General features: G+C 33.8%; 20 protein-coding genes and 1 pseudogene. 1 reads left to right on the top strand and 20 read right to left on the bottom strand.

Features of this window, described 5'->3' with window-relative positions; genetic code table 11:
• Nucleotide 1: 1 nt before the first annotated feature.
• The 20 genes and pseudogenes from OEV82_RS04365 to nadB all read right to left on the bottom strand — a co-directional run bounded on the left by OEV82_RS04365 (nt 2) and on the right by nadB (nt 18,986).
• Nucleotides 2-484 (bottom strand): YpiF family protein, encoded by a 483-nt coding sequence (locus OEV82_RS04365; protein ID WP_173661315.1) that lies wholly within the window; start codon nt 482-484, stop codon nt 2-4.
• A 228-nt stretch (nt 485-712) separates the two neighbouring features.
• Entirely contained in the window at nt 713-1,261 is a 549-nt protein-coding gene (locus tag OEV82_RS04370; protein WP_173661313.1) for a ReoY family proteolytic degradation factor, read from the bottom strand.
• Nucleotides 1,262-1,296: 35 nt separating this feature from the next.
• Nucleotides 1,297-2,565, bottom strand: coding sequence for a tetratricopeptide repeat protein (locus OEV82_RS04375; RefSeq protein WP_173661311.1), 1,269 nt, complete (start codon nt 2,563-2,565; stop codon nt 1,297-1,299).
• Between the two features lie 60 nt (nt 2,566-2,625).
• Nucleotides 2,626-3,498: a hypothetical protein gene (locus tag OEV82_RS04380; RefSeq protein ID WP_173661309.1), complete on the bottom strand. Its 873-nt coding sequence runs from the start codon at nt 3,496-3,498 to the stop codon at nt 2,626-2,628.
• 98 nt (nt 3,499-3,596) lie between these two features.
• Nucleotides 3,597-4,883, bottom strand: a complete 1,287-nt coding sequence (aroA, locus tag OEV82_RS04385; RefSeq protein ID WP_263061148.1) for a 3-phosphoshikimate 1-carboxyvinyltransferase — start codon at nt 4,881-4,883, stop codon at nt 3,597-3,599.
• The gene (aroB, locus tag OEV82_RS04390; RefSeq protein ID WP_173661305.1) at nt 4,880-5,983 is read right to left on the bottom strand and encodes a 3-dehydroquinate synthase; all 1,104 of its coding nucleotides are present in this window, start codon (nt 5,981-5,983) and stop codon (nt 4,880-4,882) included. The genes aroA and aroB overlap by 4 nt, the downstream gene beginning before the upstream one ends.
• Complete coding sequence (gene aroC / locus OEV82_RS04395; protein WP_263061149.1) at nt 5,983-7,155, bottom strand: chorismate synthase; 1,173 nt, start codon at nt 7,153-7,155, stop codon at nt 5,983-5,985. The genes aroB and aroC overlap by 1 nt, the downstream gene beginning before the upstream one ends.
• A 180-nt stretch (nt 7,156-7,335) precedes the next feature.
• Nucleotides 7,336-8,112: a CheR family methyltransferase gene (locus OEV82_RS04400; RefSeq protein WP_317634299.1), complete on the bottom strand. Its 777-nt coding sequence runs from the start codon at nt 8,110-8,112 to the stop codon at nt 7,336-7,338.
• Nucleotides 8,113-8,243: 131 nt separating this feature from the next.
• A complete protein-coding gene (gene ndk / locus OEV82_RS04405; RefSeq protein ID WP_173661299.1) occupies nt 8,244-8,690 on the bottom strand; it encodes a nucleoside-diphosphate kinase in 447 nt (148 codons plus the stop codon).
• Between the two features lie 84 nt (nt 8,691-8,774).
• Nucleotides 8,775-9,737: a heptaprenyl diphosphate synthase component II gene (hepT, locus tag OEV82_RS04410; RefSeq protein WP_173661297.1), complete on the bottom strand. Its 963-nt coding sequence runs from the start codon at nt 9,735-9,737 to the stop codon at nt 8,775-8,777.
• 27 nt (nt 9,738-9,764) lie between these two features.
• A complete protein-coding gene (locus OEV82_RS04415) occupies nt 9,765-10,478 on the bottom strand; it encodes a demethylmenaquinone methyltransferase (RefSeq protein ID WP_263061150.1) in 714 nt (237 codons plus the stop codon).
• Between the two features lie 77 nt (nt 10,479-10,555).
• Complete coding sequence (locus tag OEV82_RS04420; RefSeq protein WP_173661293.1) at nt 10,556-11,371, bottom strand: heptaprenyl diphosphate synthase component 1; 816 nt, start codon at nt 11,369-11,371, stop codon at nt 10,556-10,558.
• A 53-nt stretch (nt 11,372-11,424) separates the two neighbouring features.
• A complete protein-coding gene (gene mtrB / locus OEV82_RS04425) occupies nt 11,425-11,655 on the bottom strand; it encodes a trp RNA-binding attenuation protein MtrB (RefSeq protein ID WP_263061151.1) in 231 nt (76 codons plus the stop codon).
• Nucleotides 11,656-11,935: 280 nt separating this feature from the next.
• The gene (locus OEV82_RS04430; RefSeq protein ID WP_173661289.1) at nt 11,936-12,208 is read right to left on the bottom strand and encodes an HU family DNA-binding protein; all 273 of its coding nucleotides are present in this window, start codon (nt 12,206-12,208) and stop codon (nt 11,936-11,938) included.
• A gap of 334 nt (nt 12,209-12,542) precedes the next feature.
• Nucleotides 12,543-14,021, bottom strand: a complete 1,479-nt coding sequence (gene spoIVA / locus OEV82_RS04435) for a stage IV sporulation protein A (protein ID WP_173661287.1) — start codon at nt 14,019-14,021, stop codon at nt 12,543-12,545.
• Between the two features lie 194 nt (nt 14,022-14,215).
• Nucleotides 14,216-14,929 (bottom strand): hypothetical protein, encoded by a 714-nt coding sequence (locus OEV82_RS04440; protein WP_263061152.1) that lies wholly within the window; start codon nt 14,927-14,929, stop codon nt 14,216-14,218.
• Nucleotides 14,930-14,946: 17 nt separating this feature from the next.
• Nucleotides 14,947-15,150 (bottom strand): DUF2768 domain-containing protein, encoded by a 204-nt coding sequence (locus OEV82_RS04445; RefSeq protein ID WP_173661283.1) that lies wholly within the window; start codon nt 15,148-15,150, stop codon nt 14,947-14,949.
• Nucleotides 15,151-15,468: 318 nt separating this feature from the next.
• A complete protein-coding gene (gene nadA / locus OEV82_RS04450) occupies nt 15,469-16,578 on the bottom strand; it encodes a quinolinate synthase NadA (RefSeq protein ID WP_263061153.1) in 1,110 nt (369 codons plus the stop codon).
• A complete protein-coding gene (gene nadC, locus OEV82_RS04455; protein WP_173661279.1) occupies nt 16,575-17,420 on the bottom strand; it encodes a carboxylating nicotinate-nucleotide diphosphorylase in 846 nt (281 codons plus the stop codon). Before nadC ends, nadA begins: the two co-directional genes overlap by 4 nt.
• Nucleotides 17,417-18,986 (bottom strand): annotated as a pseudogene (gene nadB, locus OEV82_RS16075) (L-aspartate oxidase). The gene nadC and the pseudogene nadB overlap by 4 nt, the downstream one beginning before the upstream one ends.
• A 280-nt stretch (nt 18,987-19,266) precedes the next feature.
• On the opposite strand from nadB, the gene OEV82_RS04470 reads away from it, so the two are divergent.
• A complete protein-coding gene (locus OEV82_RS04470) occupies nt 19,267-20,427 on the top strand; it encodes an IscS subfamily cysteine desulfurase (protein ID WP_263061156.1) in 1,161 nt (386 codons plus the stop codon).
• Nucleotides 20,428-20,438: the final 11 nt, after the last annotated feature.

Consider the following 20,438-nt stretch of genomic DNA (forward strand, 5'->3'; position numbering starts at 1 on the left):
TTTATTTTTTCTGTAAACTATTTTCCCTTTCTTTTTCTTGCCAGTAATGAATAATGATATTTATGACCTGTTCTGCCTGATTACTAATTACTTTCATTTTATTCGTTTCATTCATATGTTCTAATGGAATAGATGGCAGCCATATAACCTCGTATCGATTGGAAATAATTTTTTGCCAAATAGGATCACTTGAGATAAAAATTATATGTTTAAAGTATCCGCTTTCAATATGTTTTACCCAGTATTGATTTAAACCAATTAATTCTTCTTCCGTTGAACGAAAATATGTAAATGGTGGTAGTAAAAGAATTCTACCTTTAAATTGATTTTCAATAAATTGTGACACTAGTTCAATAAACTCACTAGCATTTGCTGCCTCTGTGCCATCCTCTTTAAAAGTAATTGGAATGAGTGGAATTAAAATCGTATCTACATAGTCTTTTTCTCGAAAGAATATAGAGGAGTCTTTCGCAATCCACCTCACGATTACACCACCTTTTAAAATAGAAGTTCGTAAATTTTTTAACAGAATTATTGAAAGGGAAAGAATTATTAGTAAATTCTAATTAAAGGATAGCACAATTGCTTAAAAAAATTTGAAAGAAATGTGAACATTTTTAGACATTTTATTGTCATAGCTAAATGTTTTTAGAATCGCTATTAAAAAAAGAAAAAAACTCGCAAAATTGCGAGTTCAATTCTTCAGACCTTACTAATCATTGTTTAAAATCTTGTTATATTGTTCTGATAGCTTTTGAAAAGCTTTTTTATCATTTTTATCTAAAGCATGATCTATTTCTTTACGTAGTCTTTCTAATTGAAACTCTTTAATGGAAGATTGCAAAAACAAATGAGCCATTTCCCTTTCTTTTTCAGATAATTGTATAATATCAGGCATATATGGATTATTTTCTAAAACTAAAGCATATTGGTGAGATTTATGAACAGATTTAAAGTTCAATTGAATGTATATATCTTGATCACGATTTAACCGTATATCATGGAAAGATTTTTCAGCGTCTGTCGTCATTATAGAATCTTTATAAAATCTGAATGGAACATCGTCAACACAAATAGTACTCATGACAATACCGCGCGGACAATATTCAGCATGTTCTACAAAGTGAACCTTTTCCATTAACTGATCATGACTCAGCAGATAGTTTAAAATCCATACACACTCCCGGCGTTTTAATTGGTAATGATTTAAAAACCAGCGAATAAATTCTTTTTTCTCATTGACTGAAACAGGAGCGACCATTTTTATCTCCCTCCTTTAGTTGAATCACATGAATTTTATTCAAGACTTGTTTCTTCCAGTCTTTCCAATAGTTCAATGTATTCAACATTTGTTGGGTCCATTTTTCTAAGTTGTTTAAATACTTCGATAGCAGCAATATGATTTCCTTCTTCTAAAAGGAAAAATCCATAATTCGAAAGGAATTCTTCATTCTCTTTTAAATAACTATATGCCTTTTGGTATGCATTTAATGCATCAGAAAATCGTTCTTCTTTGTCACAACTTAAAGCATAATCCCAAAGCAAATACGGATCCTCTTCACCTTCTAAAATCATTGGTTCAACGAGTTCAATGATGTCTGCATAACGCATTTGTTTCAAATATAATTTATTTAATGTTAACACTGCATCGAGATACGACGGATCTAGTTTTATCGCTTCTTTAAAATATTGTTCTGCTTCTTTTTCTTCTCCTCGTTTCAAACACACTTTGCCAGCAAATTGATAAAGCTCTTTTTGAAAAGGGTTTATCTCAATTCCTTTTTTTGCAATTTTTATAGCGTTTTCCAAATCCTCTATATGTTCATAGCTTCGAGCTAATGGTAAATATGCACTCTGATATTCTGGGTCAAGTTGTATTGTTTCTTTTAGTTTTTCAATTGCGCGTTCAAACATACCTGCTTGATATGCTGTTAACCCGTAGCCAAATAAGCAGTCAATATCAAGTCTGTCTTCTAAAACACGTTCATAATAGTGAATTGCTTTTTCAAATTCCCCAGCTGTCGAATAAATTTCTGCTAACCGTTGAAAAATATTAATATCATTTAATTCACTTACCTGTGGTAATATTTGTTCAAATTTGTAAATCGCTTCAGCGAATCGACCTATTGAAGCATAAAATTCCGCCAAGGCTAACTGTACAACTGGTTCATTTGGATCAATTTTTTCTGCTTCAAACAGTTTTTGTTCACTAACTTCAAAAAGTCCTTGTGAAACATATAAATCAGCTTGAAGAAGAAGTGACTGAATATAGAACGGATCATTTTTCTTGATCTTATTTAAAATATTCAACGCTTCATCTTCACGGTCTAATTGTATATAAATATCTGCTAAAGTGGTTAACAACTCTCCATCATCAACATTATGTTTTAATAAATTGTTGTATAGACTTGCTGCTTGATCTAAAAATCCTAACCCTCTTAATGCTTCAGCTAACAGAAATTGTTCTTCCTCCGTACCTGAATTTTTTATCGTTTCATAAATTTCTTTAGCACGGGTCAAATGACCGGTTTCCAAAGATTGAATACATTGTTCGACTTTATTCATTGACAATTACTCCTTCTAAACTGTAACTTCTACTATGAAAATTATAGGTTGAATAAAAAATTATTTAAAGAATGAAGGTTTCAAGATGGTAATTTCTTCACTATTTTCCGGAATGAATTTTGCTTCACTACCAACACGGATAATTTTTCCTTTATGGACGGTCACAACTAAAGATTGTTTCTCTTGGTCTTCCTTTCGTCCCGTATTTGACAAAAATAGATTATAACTTAATTCGCCACCTGCTTGCAAATAACCTTTTAGGGGATAAATTCCGATTTGTTTTAAAACATCTAAATCTAATGGTGAATCTTCATTTAGAGGGTATAATATATGTGGGATTCTTTCACGCTCGAGTATGAAATGCCAATGATATAGTAAATCCTCAATTTCTTCATCATTTCCAATTGGTATCGGAATTAAAGGGCTATTATATGGGAACATCGCTTCACGAATCCATCCCCATGGGATTTTGTACAATGATCGCTTATCTTCATATTCAATAAAAATTGCAGGGATTTTCAATTGTTTGCACTTTTGGATTAAGGGAACTGTCAATAGTTGGACGGGAATTTTTATTGCCACTGTATAATCAAGGGAGCTCTTTGAAAAGAATTCAACAATTTTGTTACGTTCTTGTTCTAATACACGAATATCTTGAATTGAAGCAACCGCAATCACGGTTGTACAACCATTCATGATATAACGGGAAGTAAAGTACTCTTTGATCTCTTTATCTGATGTGATATTTGGAATACTCATGTTTACAAACACATAAGTGGAAGTCATGACAAAGTTTGTTGCATTCATTTTCATGTATAAGTATTTTGGAAAATCTGGTTTGACAGATAAAATTTTATCATCTTTAACGAGTAATGACATCGTTTCCAATTTATCTCGCCTAACCATTTTGACATTTTCAATTATATACGTCATAATTTCACCTCCACTGGTCTTAAGACAAGCTATGAGTGAAAAAAGAAAAATATTCCAAGTTTTTGTTTATCATAGCGTCAGTGGAGGTAAAAATCTTCTCATTGTACAATTGACTTTAAATCTTGAAAGAAATTAGGATAAGAAATTTTTATACAGTCAGCATTTTCTAATATTAGGTCTTCTGAACAAATAAAGCTAGCTATGGCAAGCATCATTCCAATACGATGATCACCATGTGTTTTTACTTGACCACCTTTTAATTTTTGCTTCCCATGGATAATCATGCCATCATCGGTAGCTTCGATTGATGCCCCCAATTTTGATAGCTCTGTTACAACAGCTTCAATTCGATTTGTTTCCTTTACCTTTAATTCTGTAGCATCTCTAATAATTGTTGTTCCTTCTGCTTGTGTAGCAATCAAAGCAATGATTGGGATTTCATCAATCAAACGCGGAATGATAGCACCACTAATCTCAGTTGCTGTTAAGTCGCTATATTTGACATATATATTTCCAAATGGTTCACCATTCCTTCGTATCGTCTCAACCTCTACATTTCCTCCCATTGCTCTTACAACGTCTAGAATGCCAGTTCTCGTTTCATTTAATCCGACATTTTTAATGACAAGTTCTGCTCCTGGAACGATTAATCCTAGAGCGATAAAAAAGGCTGCAGAAGATATATCTCCAGGAACAAATACATTCGCACTATGTAATTTTTGACCACCTTTTACAATAATTTGGTTATCATCCATTGATAGGTATGCGCCATATTGTTGTAATAACTTTTCTGTATGATCTCGAGATTGAATTTTACCGGTTATTTTTGTTACGCCTTCAGCTAAAAGACCCGCCAAGATCAGTGCTGATTTGACTTGAGCACTGGCAACAGGAAGTTCATATTCAATGGCCGAAAGTTGTGTACCTTGTATTGAAATCGGTAGTTTATTGTTATTTTCTCTTCCCCAAGTTTGTGCACCCATTAACTTTAACGGATCTGTGACACGTGACATTGGTCGATTGTTTAACGAAACATCCCCATTTAACACAGAGTAGAACGGTAGCCCACTTAACAGACCTAATAAAAGTCTAGCAGTCGTACCAGAATTACCTGTGTACAGCACATCCTTCGGCTCTTTTAAACCGGTTATCCCTTTACCATGTACAATGATATCCCCATTGGAATCCTCGATTTTTACACCCATTTTACGAAAACAATTCATCGTTGCTAAACAATCATCACCGCGCAAAAAATTGGAAATAACTGTTGTTCCTTCAGCAATTGACCCAAACATAACTGCACGATGAGAAATCGATTTATCACCTGGTACTGTTAACTCTCCTTTAACCCGAACATCCGTATGATTTAATCGAATAGAATTCATATAAATGATCCTTCCTCTGCAATTTCATTTTTCCATTCTTTTAAAGTAGCTAAAATGGTATCGTCTGATATTTCTTTTAAAACTGGCTTCCCATACCCGTTCAGAAGCACAAATCGAATTTGACCGGATACAGTCTTTTTATCCCGTTTCATTGTATTTAATAATTTTGTAAAAGATAAATCTTGCGGTAAATAAGTTGTATATTCAAGTTTTTTAGCCCAATTGATGAAGTTTGAAATTTGCAGATCTTTCAAAAAGACTTTTTCGCTTAATTTAAGGGCAAAAATTAATCCAATGAATACTGCTTCTCCATGAGTAATCTTCCCATAACCGACATTAGCCTCAATAGCATGACCTAGAGTGTGTCCTAAATTTAAGTAAGCTCGAACACCCATTTCTTTTTCATCTTGTTCTACATAAATTTTTTTTGTTTCTAACCCTTGAATTAAAGGTTTAAAAAATTCTTCGCCATGTAAGTCCGATACAGTTTGAAATTGATTCATAAGTTCATTTAAAAAACTTTGTGGATGAATCATTGATTCTTTTATAATTTCAGCAAATCCAGAACGCTTTTCATTGTCTGGTAAAGTATTTAAAAATGGCAAGTGATAGATTACAGCAGCAGGATGATGGAATGCCCCAATTAAATTTTTCCCGGTCTGTAAATTAATTCCTGTCTTCCCACCAACAGAACTATCGTGGGCGAGTATTGTCGTTGGTACTTGGATAAACTCCACACCGCGCATATAGGTTGCTGCAGCAAAACCGGTTAAATCACCGATAGCGCCACCACCTAATGCGATGAAGATCGATTTTCGATCAAGACCTTTTGTTGCAGCAAAGTCAACAAGTTGTTGGTAAACGTCAAACGACTTCGCTTTCTCACCAATTGGTGTAGTAAATATATGATATGAGAATTTATCAGATAATACATCTAATACCGTGTTTAAATGTAAGGCTTTTACTGTTTCATCTGTAACAATACAAATGGTTGTGGGATTGATTGAATGTAAAATTTCATTAATTTTGCATAAACTATTATTTCCAACAAAAACAGGATAACGACTGCTTTCTGTTTGGACAGTAATTACCTTTTCCATTAAAATTCCCTCGCATATCGGCGATACTCATTAATTTGTTCCTTCATTTTTTCCATTTGGTCAGAATAAAATTGTTCTGTCAAAGCACAAGCAAGTTCCCATGCAACTACATGCTCACACACAACAGAAGCGGCAGGTACGGCACAAGCATCCGAGCGTTCTACACTTGCTTTAAATGGTTCTTTTGTTTCAATATCAACACTCATTAATGGTTTATAAAGTGTAGGAATTGGTTTCATAACACCTCTAACAACAATAGGCATACCAGTTGTCATTCCACCTTCGAACCCGCCTAACCGATTAGTTTTCCTATAGTAACCTTGTTCTTCACTCCAAATAATTTCATCATGTACTTCACTACCTGGTTGACGGGCAGCTTCAAAACCGATACCAAATTCAACTCCTTTAAAGGCATTAATACTAACAACTGCCCCGGCTATTCTTGCATCAAGTTTACGATCATAATGAACATGGCTACCAACACCAGGAGGCATTCCGTCTGCTATTACTTCCACAATTCCACCAATCGAATTCCCATTTTTCTTCGTTTCATCAATCAAATTCATCATTTTTTGGGCAGCATCTGGATCTAAACAACGCACAGGAGATTGATCTGCAATTTCTTTGATATGTTCAATTTCATGAATCCGTTGGGATTCAGCTTTAACACCGCCTATTTCAACAACATGGCTTGCTAATTGAACCCCTAATTCTTTTAATAAGATTTTAGCTACTGCGCCAACAGCCACCCTTGCTGCCGTTTCCCTTGCTGAAGAACGTTCTAAAACATTTCGCAAATCACGGTGACCATATTTTATACCACCATTTAAATCTGCATGTCCTGGACGTGGTCTTGTCACAACTCGTCTTAAATTCTTTTCCTCTTCCTCAGCAATGGGCTCAATGCCCATAATATCTGTCCAATGTTTCCAATCTTTATTTTCAACGAAAAAGCTTACAGGTGAACCAATTGTTTTTCCATGTCTAACTCCTGCTGTAATTTTCACCTGATCCTTCTCGATTTGCATTCTTCTTCCCCGACCATATCCTCCTTGCCGCAAACGCAATGATTCATTAATTTCCTCTGCTGTAAGTGATAATCCCGCTGGTAACCCTTCGATAATGACTGTAAGTCCTGGTCCATGGGATTCTCCTGCAGTTAAATAACGCATAACTTTCACCTCTATTAAATCTATTTTTTCTATTATAACACTTTCAAAAAAAATTCAATTAAAAAATTAAAAAAACTTGTTAAATAAATCATATTTTTCAAGAAAAATATTTTTTACAAAATGTTTTATACTTTATGTATCCATTTACTCTCTAAATAACGATTATTTCCTTATCCCTTGTCATTTACATTTTTGATAGAAAAAAGTATCCGCAGGTTCCAAATTGTATTTTCCAGGATTAAAAATTTGTTCTGTACTTCCAACAAAAAAGATTCCACCAGGTTTTAATGCATGACTAAACTTATAATAAAGGGTATCCTTCGCTGCTTCTGTAAAATAAATAAGAACATTGCGGCAAACTATTAAATCAAAATTCTGTTCAAACGGATCTGATAAAAGATTATGTTTCTTAAAGGTAACTGTTCTTTTTATTTCATCATTAATAATATAGTAATCAATATCTTTGCGAAAATATCTTTTTTTCATTTCTTCTGGGACTTCGTTTAAGGAACGCTCATGATAAACTCCAATTTTAGCCTTATGTAAAACATTTTCATCGATATCGGTTGCTAAAATCTTAATTTCTGACAAGGGAAGAAATTTACTTAAAATCATTGCAATTGTATAGGGCTCCTCCCCAGTTGAACAAGCTGCACTCCATATTTCCAAATTTCGCTTGTTTTTTAGCAAGGGTGGAAGAAATTTCTTTTCTAATACTTCCCATCTTTTTGCATTACGGTAAAATTCTGATACATTAATCGTCATGCGATCGAGGAACGCATAGAGAAGATCTTTATCTTTTTCAATTCCTCGATAAAAATCTAAAAACGATTTATAACCATGTTTTTCATATAAAGACGTTAATCTTCTTTTCATCTGTTGTTCTTTGTATAAAGACAAATCAATTCCAGTCTTCATTTTTATTTTTTCAATAAAATTCACATAATCCATCGTCATTATGATCACCTTTATTTTATTTTCTATGTTCACTACTTATCATACTTTTTTATATAAAAAAAAGAGGCTGTCCCAATGGTAAGGGTTTGCCTCTTTCGGGCCATACAGTTTGTATGTACTAAATAATGAATTTAATATATCCAATCATTCATTAGTTTTGTATAGTGAACCAGTTCTTCTTCTTTAAAAAATAATTTGATTTCTCGTTCAGCACTTTCTGGTGAATCAGATCCATGAATAACATTTTTGCCAACTGTTAAACCAAAATCACCGCGTATAGTTCCAGGTTGCGCATCTATCGGGTTTGTAGAGCCCATCATTTGACGAGCGGTTGCGATTACATTTTCACCTTCCCAAACCATAGCAAAAACGGGACCTGAAGTAATAAAGTCGACTAATTCACCAAAGAACGGTTTCTCCTTATGTTCACCATAATGTTGTTCAGCAAGACTTGTTGATACTTGCATTAGTTTGGCTCCAACTAGTTGAAAGCCTTTTTTCTCAAATCTAGATACGATTTCTCCAATAATATTTCTTTGTACCCCATCAGGTTTAACCATTAAAAATGTTCTCTCCATTAAGTCCACCCCATTTTCAAAGTAAAATATTCCAAAAAAATAATACCACCGGAACATAAACTTTGCAAATGTTTACATTAAAAATTAGAATTTTCTTTTTCCTATAAACTTCAACATTGTGTCCAGCATTTTTTTTGTTTCATTTTCTGGAAGGGTGTTTAATATAACATAAGCTTTATCTAAATACATATTACAAATTTTAATTGATTTTTGAATAGCATCAGTACTTTTGATCAACTCAATAATATTTTGAAGCTCTGATAGATCCATTGTTTCATGTACTTTTGTTATTTTCTTTTTTAAAGCTGGTTCTTTCATAGCAAAGAGCACTGGTAAGGTGATATTCCCTTGAAGTAAATCTTCACCTACCGGTTTACCCAATTTTTCAGCTGTAGAAGTAAAGTCTAAAATATCATCTGTTATTTGAAAGGCCATACCAGCATAATAACCGAATTGGTATAACTTTTTTTGTAAATCCTCTGGCACGTTAGCCGCTATTGCACCTAATCGGCAACTTGCCGCAATAAGCAATGCGGTTTTCCTTTTGATCCGCCGAAAATAATTTGTCATTGATTGATTAAAATTATATTTATCACGTATTTGTTCGATCTCACCTATACTTAATTCAACCATCGTGTGAGAAAGTACTTGATGAGCAATGATATCTTCTACAGAGGTAATAATTTCTAAAGCACGGGCTAGTATAAAATCTCCGGTATACATCGAGATTTTATTATCCCATTTTGCTTTTACAGTTGGACGTCCTCTTCTTGTATAAGCATCATCAATTACATCATCGTGGATTAAGGATGCCATATGTATAAGTTCTAAAGCTACTGCTACATCTTTTACGGTATCAATTGTATAATCACCGAATTTAGCAGATAATATAACGAGGATCGGGCGTATTCTTTTTCCTCCAGCTTGTAAATAATGTAAGGAAGATTCTTGTAAAATCGGAGAACCAGATTCTAACACTCTTTCTAATTCATTTTCGATTATTTTCAAATCTTTATTCAATATTGAATACACTCGTTTATAATTCATTTGTTCCACCTAGCTTGTCCATACCCATCAATTCTCCTCTTGCTTGTAACCAATATGTAATGCAGCTACACCACCAAAGTATCTTTTAAATGTAACATTTGAATACCCAGCTTCTTCAAACATCACCTTTAATTTCTCGGCATTTGGAAATTTAAATGTTGATTCTTGTAACCAAGAATACTCTTCGTAACTTTTTGCAAATAATTTTCCAAAAAACGGCATGATATAACGAAAGTAAAGTTGATAAATCTGTTTAAAACCAAACATGGTCGGTTGAGAGGTATCTAAACAGGCAACAATTCCTCCTGGTTTAACAACACGATACATTTCCTTCAATACTTTCATATAGTCAGGAACATTTCGTAAACCGAAACCGATCGTGACATAATCAAAAGAATTGTCTGGAAAAGGAAGTTCCATAGCATTTCCGTGTATTAGTTTGGCATTTTTAATTTTTTCTTTTGCTAATTTTTTTTTACCTACTTTTAACATATTTTTACTAAAATCTAGGCCGATTACTTCTCCTTTTTCCCCCACAGCTTTACTTAATTCAATCGTCCAGTCTCCCGTTCCACAACAAACATCGAGCGCTCTTTTCCCTTTTTGTACATTCATTATCTTCATCGTATCCTTACGCCAACGTATATGTTGCCGAAAACTAATAATGGAATTCATTTTATCATATTTATGATAAATATTTTCAAAAACTCGATGTACTTTTTCTTCTTTTGACTGTTCCATGAAGACATCTCCCCTTTGGGAATAATAAAAATTACGTAAACATCCACATTTTTAAAAATGAAAAAGCAAAATTCAATTTATAATCGAAGTTGAAGATTTTTTAAATAAGTATCATTTATTTTTGAAAATTGCTTTATCAACGCATCATTTTTTACGTATTTTTTTAATTGATCGTCTAATTCTTGTATATATTGATAAAGTCTGTTTTCCGCTAGAGCTCTTGGATCATCGTCGACATTGTTCATATTAATTAGACGATTTTCAATCATATAGTTGATATATTTCTCTTTATTTTTTAATATTTGATTCATATGTAACCAATTGGTAGCTATCATCTCAAAATCAGATAATTGATAGAAGGATGCTAATTTTTGATATAAGAGCGTCTCAATTTGTTGCATACTCAAAAAAAAGTCTTCTAAAGATGTTATTTCAACTTTATACACACGTATTTTTTGTTCGTTTATAATTTTAATTGCACTTGCTAGCTGTTTAATTAAAGGAATCTCAGGTAAAAAAGACAACGTTCGATAATATAGTCCACTATAATAGTCTCCAGCAAGGACAGTTAATTGTTGTTCCTTTTGCTCTGTCAAATTATATTTTTGACCTTCCAAATCATTTTTAACAAGATCATGGGAATCAAGGGCTACTTGTATATACATAACCGTTTTAGCAACCGATTCCATTTTTTTTGTTGGGAAATTTTTTGATTTTAAAACGGATAACAACAAATATAACTTATCCGAATCTAACTGTGGTACGTGAAAATATTTATTTAAATAAGAATGTGAAATACTTTGATAGATTTTTTCTTGCATTTCTTTAACAAACGATATTTCTAAGTGCACTTGATCACCTTCAAACCCCATAATCTGTATCTGTCGAATCATTCACATAAACACATTATATCATAATTTCATGAATACAAATGATATACAAACCATTATTGCTCTGAAAAGATTTCACCATACGGAGTTAATATTTGTGATCTCCCTCGAACTTTAATAGCCGACGTATGTTCTGTAAATTGTGCTATCATCACTTCACCTTTATCAAGTTTTTCTGAATGATGAAAGCGTGTATCAGATCCACGGGTAAGACCGATAACATTGACACCATCTTCCAACGCTTTGATTACAACAAAATCATTATTCGTCACACTCTTTTTCTCCATTGCTTATCTTCCTTTACTCTATAATTTTTGTACATGAGCATACGTCATTTATTAAAAAATTCATGATCTTTATATTTATTTTTGTAATTTTAAAAATAAGTGAATATCATGACATAATCTATTACATATTAGCACACCTATACCAATCGAGCAAAGAAGAAAGGTTATATCATTAAATGTCATTTACTATCAAAGACTATATCTAAATTATGTAAAATTTGAAAAAATGCAAAAAAGAGAGTCTTAGAAAGACCCTCTCTTTACATAACTTTTTATGTAATTATTTAACTGCTTCCTTAAGTGCTTTACCAGGTTTGAACGCAGGCACTTTGCTTGCTGGGATTTCAATTTCTTCCCCGGTTTGTGGATTACGACCTTTACGTGCAGCACGATCGCGAACTTCAAAGTTACCAAAACCAATTAATTGAACTTTTTCACCATTTTTTAAAGCATTTAAAATTGTATCAAAAACAGCATCAACTGCTTTGGAAGCATCTTTTTTCGTTAGTTCAGTAGCGTTAGCAACTGCTTCAACTAATTCTGTTTTGTTCATGCCATTCACCTCCTCCCAAAGAGTGATTATGCAAATGGTTTGCATTGTATTAGAATTAATAAATGTTCTTTTTTCCCTTAATTGGAAGGATTATCAAGAACAATTCTGTTAAAAGATTATCACAATCAAGTCAGCATAGCAAGAATAAATATTAGAAGTTAGCGGTTTTTTGATGTTTTTTTCTAAGATGTGCTATCGAAAATTTAAACTTAATTCTATATAATTACTATTTCCATTTTTTATACAATTTAAACATCAACTTAAAAAGATTTGTGATCATTTTGCGGTTTCCGAAAAACGATAAAAAAAGACCCCAATCTTTGGAGTCTAAAACTTATAATATAATTGCAATTAGTCCGCCTGATCCTTCATTTATAATTCTTTCAAGGGTTTCTTTTAACTTATATCTCGCATTTTCAGGCATCAGCGCTAATTTTGCTTGTATTCCTTCTCGGACAATGGAATTCAAGTTTCTTCCGAAAATGTCAGAATTCCAAATCGATAGAGGATCATCTTCAAAATCTTGCATCAAATAGCGTACAAGTTCCTCACTTTGTTTTTCTGTACCAATAATCGGTGCAAACTCACTTTCCACATCAACTTTTATCATGTGGATGGATGGTGCCACGGCTTTTAGGCGTACTCCGAATCTTGATCCTTGTCGAATAATTTCTGGCTCATCAAGACTCATATCTTCTATAGATGGTGCAGCAATACCGTATCCTGTTTGCTTCACCATTTTTAAGGCATCGGCAATTTGATCATATTCTTTTTTCGCAAATGCAAAATCTTGCATTAACTCAAGTAAGTGATCCTTACCGCGTATTTCAACACCTACAATTTCCTTCAATACTTGGTCATACAATTCATCCGGAGCATGCAAATCAATTTCTGCAATCCCTTGGCCCATATCAATACCAGCTAGACCAGCTCGTTCAATAAAATCAAATTCTGTAAAGTTTTGTACTACACGATCGACATCTCTTAATCGCTTAATATCTTTAACAGTTTCTTTTACTGCCTCTTGATAACTCGTTCTCAACCAATGGTCTTCTTTTAATACCATGACCCAACTCGGTAAGTTAACATTGACTTCTAAAACAGGGAATTCAAATAATGTTTCGCGTAACACATTATAAACATCTGATTCTCTCATGTTTTCAACACTCATTGCTATGACAGGGATATCATACTTTTCTTGAAGTTCACTTCTTAAATTTTCAGTATCCCGATGATATGGTCTTGTTGAGTTTACAATGATAATAAATGGCTTGCCAACTTCTTTTAATTCCTCGATAACACGTTCTTCGGCTTCAATATAATCTTCCCTAGGAATTTCTCCAATTGTTCCATCTGTAGTAATAACAACACCAATTGTGGAATGCTCCTGAATCACTTTTCTTGTTCCAATTTCAGCTGCTTCATGAAAAGGTATGGGTTCCTCGTACCAAGGGGTGTTTATCATTCTTGGGCCATTTTCATCTTCATATCCTTTTGCTCCTGGAACAGTATACCCAACACAATCGACGAGACGTACATTCACATCTAATCCTTCATCAACATGAACGGTTACTGCCTGATTCGGCACAAATTTTGGTTCTGTTGTCATGATTTGCTTTCCTGCAGCACTTTGTGGTAATTCATCTTGTGCTCGAGATCGTTCTGCTTCATGTTCGATATTTGGTAATACTACTAATTCCATGAATCTTTTTATGAATGTCGATTTACCAGTTCTCACTGCCCCTACAACACCGACATATATATCTCCGCCTGTTCGTTCTGCGATGTCTTTAAAAATATCGAATTTCTCCAAAAAATCCCCTCCCGTTCATCAATAACTGGGATAATTTATCCGTTTTTACTATATTGGACAATACATATTTATGATGTTGTCCATATAACTTATGACTACAAATTATGTTTTTTTACCTCCTTATTCAATTTTCAGTTAAAACGAAAAAACCCCTCTCCTACAATATATTTGTAAGAAACGGGGTTATGACATAATCATGAATTTTTACCTATAAAAATTGGTGCTCCAAACTCATCCAAAGTATAGGGCATAGAATAAGCAGGTACAAAAATTGAATCTTCCACTAAAATTGAACGAAGGTCATATTCATCTGATAATTCCTCAATCTCTTTTTCTTTTAATTTGTTGTATATGTCAATACTGTAATCAACAAAGACTTCTCCGTCACTAGTGATGACAAATGGGAGATTTTGACCAGAAAATGGACTTCTAATTACTGGCTCTTCATCATAACCAATTTTTTTAAAATCTAAACTGAACACATTTCCATGAATAACTTCATTAAAAGGTGGATATTTAAGGGTAGATAATCGTATATTTATCTCTCTTATTTTATCAGCAATCTGCATATCAAAAACTTTCACTGTTGGATTTGACTCAGGGTTAATGATAACGTATTGAAATATTCCGCCAGCCTCATAGGCATTTGCTGGAATTTCTGTCAAATATTGTGGAACAAGTTTGTTGAAATCAATTAAATATTTTATATATATGTCAGTCATCGATTCTTTCGTTTTTATTGGTAATAGACCTTCATGTTCTGACTTATAAGCATTTACTGCCTCTTGAACTTGTTTTATGTAGCTGTCTTCCGGAATTTTTTGTACCATTCGTTCTTTAGGATATAGGCAACCTGATAAAAATAATATAATAAAAATAGGCAAACTGACCTTTAATGTTTGTTTCAATGCACATCTCCTCTTTCTTAATCAGGTGTTGGCCCCGAAAAAACAATTAATATCATAATGATCCCTGCATAGATCATTAAGCCGTAAGCAACAAACGCTGTTATTACACGAAATAGTTTCTTTTTAAATTTATATCGACTCAAATATATAAATACCGCGGATAAAAACATCATACCCATAGCTAAAAACGAAACCCACATTTTCATCATCGCAGGAGACATGAAAACCACCCCTTGTTTATTTCATTTTGCAATCCTTTCTTATTTTAACATAATTCTATAAAGTTGTAATCTTTAAAAATATTGTTACACTATTAACTTGGATACTAAAATGATGAATTCATTCTATTTACATAAATTTTGGCATTAATGAGAAAAACTAAATCCTTACTGTTGTCAATAAAAATGTAATAACCACGATTTTGTACCTTCTGAGGTTTCAAATTACATAAAAATACTTCTCTCGGATAGTTTATCGAGAGAAGTACTTCTTTTAAAAAACACTTTACATGTTAGATATGAAACCTTCCTTTTTACCACTTATGACAATTGCAACATGCGATCCAAAGCTAAAGTTGATCCTTCTGCTATTTCCTTTCCAACCGTAATTTGATTTACAAGTTCACCTCTATCAATCATCTCTATTGCCCAAGTTAAATGAGGTAAATCAATTCGGTTCATCGTTAAACATGCACACATAAACGGATTTAATGAAAAAATTTTTTTATCGGTATACTTAGCTGCAAGACGGTTAACTAGATTCATTTCTGTTCCAACTGCCCACTTCGTTCCAGGCTCCGCATTTTTAATCGTCTCAATTATATATGCTGTTGAACCAGCATAATCTGCTAACTCAACCACTTCCCGGGCACACTCTGGGTGGACAATGATATTTACATCAGGGTGTTTTTTCCGTATATTTTTTACATTTTCCACCGTAAATAACGCATGTACAGAGCAATGACCTTTCCATAAAATAATTTTTACATTATCAAAATTGCCCTCGTATTCAAAACGTTCCATTATTGGATTCCACACCGCCATTTGTTCAAGGGGAATTCCAAGATCAAAAGCGGTATTACGACCTAAATGTTGATCCGGTAAAAATAATACCCGGTCCTTTTGGGTCAGTGCCCATTCTAACATTTTACGCGCATTCGAAGACGTTACAGTTGCTCCCCCTTGACGACCAACAAAATCTTTTATTGCTGCTGTCGAATTAATATAAGTTAATGGTATAATCGTATCTCCAAACTGCTTTTGCATGACTTCCCAACCAAGTAGGGTTTGATGGATATCAGCCATATCCGCTAATGAACAACCTGCCCGCATATCCGGTAAAACTACCTTTTGTTCATCAGTTGTTAATATATCCGCAGTCTCTGCCATAAAATGTACTCCACAAAAAGCAATAAATTCAGCTTCCTTGTTCCGGGCAGCCATTTGTGCAAGTTGCAACGAATCTCCTGTTGCATCCGCAAATTGAATAACTTCATCTTTTTGATAGTGGTGACCAAGGATAAATAATTTTTTCCCCATTTTATCTTTAATCTTTCTTACCCGCGTTTCCAATTCTTCAACGGACATCTGTTTGTATTTTTCAGGTAACATATTTGTTGGTTTATTTTGTACAATTTCTAAAATTCTCATGATTCCACCCCCTTATCTACTTGTAAACAAATATCCAACGCTTTAACTGAATGTGTTAAAAATCCTAAAGAAATGTAATCAACACCTGTATGTGCATACATGGCAATATTATCTAAAGTAATTCCCCCTGAAGCTTCTGTAATAATATGATTAGGTACAAGTTTAGTAAATTCTCGTACCTCCTCAGGAGTTCGGTTGTCAAACATAATGACATCGGCACCAGCTTCAATTGCTTCAAGAACTTCTTCTTGGGTTTCCGTTTCAACTTCTACTTTGACCATATGTCCACATCTTTCACGGACCGCATGAACGGCTTTCGTAATCGAACCACAATAAGCAATATGGTTATCTTTGATCATGATGCCATCATATAAACCAAAGCGATGATTTTTTCCGCCGCCACATGTTACAGCATATTTATCTAGCATTTTAAGTCCAGGTACAGTTTTTCTCGTATCACAAATATATATGGTTGGATCATTTAACGCTTCAACACATTTTTTTGTTAACGTAGCAATACCACTCATTCTTTGTAAAAGATTTAAAATTAAGCGCTCACCAGTTAATATATACCGAACAGGTCCTAACACTTCGGCAATAGCCTCTCCTTTTTTTGCTCGCTCCCCATCCTTGAATTTCGTATGGACTTCAATTGTAGGATCAAGGAGTTGATAGGCCGTCCTCATAATGTCCAACCCAGCAATCACACCATTTTCTTTTGCTATAAATACTCCTCGCACCTGCTCATTGATCGGAAAAATTGCGTCACTCGTTATATCTCTCTCACCGATATCTTCTATAAAAAAGGCTTCCAACATCTTTTTTAATTTTATCTTGTTCATATCTCTACACCTCTTGCACGTATTGAATCTTTTTGTATTTGTCTTGTGATTTCCCGGCGAATTTTTTTCGCTGGAGTTTTTGGATAATCTGTTCGGTAATGACTACCAATACTTTCCTTTCGTTCCAACGCCGAAGTAACTATGAGCCATGCAACAGTAAGCATATTAACAATTTCAATTTCTTCCCATCTTCGGTCATAAACAGTTATATTAAAAAAGTCAAAGCTCTCAAGCCAATTTCTTACTCTCTTCAAACTAATTTCATTACGTTCTATCCCAGCATAAGCTATCATTTTTTCTTTAATCTCTTGTTTTGTTGGTAGGATAATAGATTCAGAGTTTGTTTTCAAAAGAACACTGCAATTTTTTGGTAGCTTGATATCTGATGTTAAAATTGCCTCAGCCGTTTTATGACCAAAAACAATGGCTTCTAAAAGCGAATTACTTGCTAATCGATTAGCACCATGAACACCTGTACAAGCAGCTTCTCCTACTGCAAATAACCCTTTAATCGTCGTTTGGCCCATCTCGTCTGTTTTAATACCACCCATCATGAAATGGGCACCGGGAATAACAGGAAGTAAATGTTTGTCAGGATCTATACCATTCAATCGACAAATCCGGTTAATAGTAGGAAATCGATTTGCAAAATTTTTCACTTGGGTTATCAAAATTTTTCACTTGGGTTATATTTAAAAAAACGTCATATCCTTTGTGTAATTGTTGATAAATGGCCCTTGCTACAATATCCCGTGGAGCTAAATCTTTGAGTTCATGAACATGCTCCATGAAACGTTCTCCTCGTGAATTTTGTAAGAATCCCCCTTCCCCACGTACAGCTTCTGAAACTAACCCTAGTATCTCCCCATTTTTATATAAAATTGTCGGATGAAATTGCATGAATTCCATGTCAGCAAGAACCGCACCTGCTCGGTAAGCCATCGCAATTCCATCACCGGTAATCGTTTCAACATTAGATGTGAATTTATAAATTTGTCCGGCTCCTCCGGTTGCAATTATTGTGAATGGCGCAAAATATTGACGAATTTCACCATGAACAGCCTTTGTGACTATTCCGATGCACTGGTCATTTTGAACAATGAGGTCAATTACCATTTCATTTTCCACAATCGTAAGCTTGTCCTGCACGTTACGAAACATAAAATCCATTAAATTTTTCCCGGTGGCATCGCCACCAGAATGTAATATACGTCGTTTCATAAGACCACCTTCTCGACCAAGTCTAAGTCGGCCTGATTGATCTTGGTCAAATTCCATCCCGTCATTTATTAATTGTGTCAAGTATCGGATTGCATTTTTTGTTAACAATTCAGTATGGTGAACATCATTGTGAAAAACACCTGCAGTAAGTGTATCTAGGAAATGTTCTTCCCACGTATCTTCTTTTTCCATTGCAGCGGCTACTCCACCTTGCGCTTTGTACGAATTACTGGTTAATTTATTCGATTTTGTATATAAAATCACATTCTTGTTCTTATATAAACAATTGGCAATTGTGAGAGCCGCAATTCCACTACCAATAACGATTACCTCATACTTATTCATCATTACCCTCCTCTATTTCATGGGACAGGTCCAGTGTACGAATTTTGAAGGTAGTACGAAGCACTTCACTGCAAACATTCAAAACAGCGATACAACCTTAAAAGTTTAATAAGATAGACAGTAGGTGATATTATGAATCTATCTTTTTTCCATTTTGTAAACCATCGACTTATACAAATCGAGGATTTTATAAAATGTATTAACACATGTCTTGACACATATCATGACATATATTTAAGATAGAATCAAGAATTTTATTTAAATTAAGGGGATTGGATCAATGATATATCTTGATTATGCTGCAACAACGCCTATGTCTGATGAAGCACTGGAAGTATTCCAACAAGCGGCAAAAAAATTTTATGGGAATTCGAGTAGTTTACATGATATTGGTTCAAATGCTAACATTCTGTTAGAAACATGTCGATGTAAGCTTGCTAGCCTTTTAAATGTAGACAAAAATGGGATTTATTTTACAAGCGGAGGATCCGAATCAAATATTCTTGCCCTTCAATCCATAATTGACAGTCATCGAAAAAATGGTAACCACTTAATTACATCCGTTTGTGAACATCCTTCTGTCTATTATTTTTTTAAAAAGTTGGAAAAGCAAGGATTTGAAGTTACGTATCTACCAATTAATGAATATGGCGTGATCGATTTAAATTGCCTAAAGCAATCGATTAAAAGTACAACAATTTTAGCCTCAATTCAATATGCCAATTCAGAAATCGGGACGATTCAACCGATTGATGCAATTAGTGAGATTTTACACAATCATAACGTTATTTTTCATTGCGATGCCGTACAAGCATTTGGTAAAATTTCAATCGATATAAATAAACAAAAGATCGATGCTTTATCTATTTCTAGTCATAAAGTATATGGACCAAAAGGTGTCGGTGCTGTATATATAAATCCGAATTTAAGTTGGAATGCACAAATACCTGGTACAACCCATGAAAAAGGTTTTCGACCAGGAACAATCAACGTACCTGGAATAGCCTCTTTCACAGCAGCAGCAACAAATACTTGTGAAATGATGATTGAAGAAAGAAAAAGATTGGCAGAAATACGAAACGAAATCATTCGATTATTAAAAACCAACGTACCGATGGAAATAGTTGTAGAAGGAGATCCAACCAATCATTTACCGAATATTTTAGGTTTGCGTATTACAGGTATGGAAGGTCAACTTGTTATGCTTGAAGCAAACAGGCATGGTCTTGCAATTTCTACCGGCAGTGCTTGTTCAATTACAAACCAAAAGCCATCGAGAACCATCAAATCATTAGGAAGAACAGAGGCTGAATGTTATGAATTCATTCGTATTTCTTTTGGTAGGTATACAACAAACCAACATATACAACCAATCATTAATATTCTCAAAAAAATAACTTCTGAACATAAATCAAAACTAAGATACAGTGTGTCAAATTAGAGATTTAAGCC

The sequence above is a fragment of the Pallidibacillus thermolactis genome, assembly GCF_025660415.1.
Taxonomy (GTDB): domain Bacteria; phylum Bacillota; class Bacilli; order Bacillales; family Caldibacillaceae; genus Pallidibacillus; species Pallidibacillus thermolactis.